The following is a 2163-nucleotide window of genomic DNA, read 5'->3' as shown; positions in this document are numbered from 1 at the left end:
TGTCAACATCAGTTGAAAATTCCCCAAAATAATCAATCGAAAATTCCCCAATTTCATCGGTCGGCTTCCGTGTCTCCAGAAGATTCGGGACGGAAGAAGCCGGCCTTCTTCTTCTCCTTAATGCGATAGCTCTCACCCTTGATGTTGATGGTGCTGGAGTGATGGAGGAGGCGATCGAGGATCGCCGTAGCGAGCACCGTATCACCGAAAATATCGCCCCAAGCGCCAAACGTCTTATTGGACGTGAGCATGATCGAGCCGCGCTCATATCGCTCGGAGACAATCTGAAAGAAGAAGTGAGCTGCCGTTTCATCCATCTTCCGATACCCGATCTCGTCGATGATGAGCAGGTCGGGCTTGGTGAACATCTTGATCTTCTGTTTGATCGTGTTCGTCATGTGAGCCGATTGCAGCGTCTGTACAAGGTCATGCGCAGTGATGAAATAGACGGTATAACGCCGTTTAATCGCCTCGAGACCAAGCGCCACAGCCAAGTGTGTCTTTCCCACGCCCGGGGGACCAAGGAAGATGAGATTCTCCTGGTGCTCCACAAAGCGGAGTGTCGACAGATCCCGGATCCGGCGTTCGTCGACCGACGGCTGAAAGGCAAAATCGAACTGATCCAGCGTCTTGCGAAACGGCAGGTGTGCAAGGCGCGTTCGCGTCTGGATGAATCGGTCATGCTTGGCGAGCAGCTCTTCGGCCAGAAGCTTGTCCAAAAACTCCAGATACGGTATATTCGCCTTAGACGCTTCTTCGGCGTGCTGATGGATGATTTCCGGTATGCGAACCCACCCAAAGTGGCGGATCGCCGCCTCCAATCTCTCTTGCAGAATCATTGGAGCACCGCCTCTTCCATGAGCGAGTCATAGACCGAAAGCGAGCGTTCCAACACTTCTGGTGCTGCTTGTGGGACATAGCGAGGCGTGGGCTCTCCAACCGGACGACTCGATGTACTGCGAATGCCCTCGAAGTGTTTTTTATTGCTGACGATTTGGCGCCGCCCCATGGATTTCGGGTGCTCGGCGATGAGCTGGCCGCCGCAGTAGAAGCGAAGTGTGCCATTTTTCTCATCCTCAATCTCCACGACAGAGCCGACGTATTGAAACGGAACGGTGTACCGATTCGCTTCGAAAGAGACATAGCAGTCGCTCGAAACCTTGCGCGGATGCCGCTCGGCGTAAGCGAAGGGGACCTCCGTAACCGGACGAAGCGATTCTTCTTTCCACATCTCCCAAGGCACACGGAAGGTCGTGCCGTGCAGCCGCTGATTCGCGATGGTGTTGAGCCAGTGACGCGCCTGCGCATTCAGATCCTGCAGCCCGGTAAAGGTGCTGACGCGGGGCCAGAAGTTCTTGCGCACATAGCCGACGCCATTTTCCACTTTCCCTTTGGTCCGTGCACGGTAGGGCTTGCAGCGCCGCAGTGTGAATCCGTAATGCCCGGCAAACCGCGTAAACGGTTCATTCCAGATGGTCTCGCCACTTTCGTCCTGCCCCGTGACGACCGTCTTCATATTGTCGTACAAACAGGTTCGGGTCACGCCGCCGAAGTACGTAAACGCCCTCGTATGACAGCCCATGAGTGAGTCTAACCGGCTGTCCTCGGTGAACTCCACGTACATGGCCCGCGAGTAACCCAGCACCATGATAAACGCGTACAGCCTTTTCATCCGGCCGTCCTGCTCCACTTTGAACTCGCCCCAGTCTACCTGCGCCTGCTCGCCGGGCTGCGTTTCGAACCGCTCGGTCGCTTTCGACTGAACGGCCGGTCTCAGAGGCTGCATGAAGAGGCGAAGCATGGTGCTGCCGCCGGTATAGCCTTTCGCGCGGATCTCGTCCAGAATGACCATGGCATTCAGGCAGCCTTCCGCCATTCGTTTTCGTATGTAGTCTTTGTAGGCGTCCAGTTTACCTGCCACTGGCTTGCGAATAGGGTAGCCGCACGGCTCATCCGCCTGCAGCCATTTCCTCACCGTCTTCCGGTCCCGCCCCAGCTCGTCTGCGATCTGGGTGATGCTCATGCCTCTTTCCCTCATATCTTTCATCTTGAAGTACTCCCCATTCTTGACCAATCTCGACTCTCTCCCTCCGGAGAGTATGTCGGCTGTTAGTGGGGAATTTTCAACCGATGTTATTGGGGATTTTACTACTGATTTTCACA

General features: G+C 55.3%; 2 protein-coding genes. Both read right to left on the bottom strand.

Features of this window, described 5'->3' with window-relative positions; all coding sequences use genetic code 11:
* Positions 1-53 precede the first annotated feature (53 nt).
* Positions 54-839, bottom strand: a complete 786-nt coding sequence (gene istB, locus H7B90_RS24070) for an IS21-like element helper ATPase IstB (RefSeq protein ID WP_185138442.1) — start codon at positions 837-839, stop codon at positions 54-56.
* Positions 836-2038 carry an IS21 family transposase gene (gene istA, locus H7B90_RS24065; RefSeq protein ID WP_260411182.1) on the bottom strand — a complete coding sequence of 401 codons (1203 nt, stop codon included), beginning with the start codon at positions 2036-2038 and terminating at the stop codon, positions 836-838. The genes istB and istA overlap by 4 nt, the downstream gene beginning before the upstream one ends.
* Positions 2039-2163 lie beyond the last annotated feature (125 nt).

Origin of the sequence: Cohnella xylanilytica (assembly GCF_014212175.1) — a bacterium.
Classification (GTDB): Bacteria; Bacillota; Bacilli; order Paenibacillales; family Paenibacillaceae; genus Cohnella; species Cohnella xylanilytica.
Note: the sequence above shows the minus strand (reverse complement) of the source record. Positions and strands in the feature narration are given on the sequence as shown.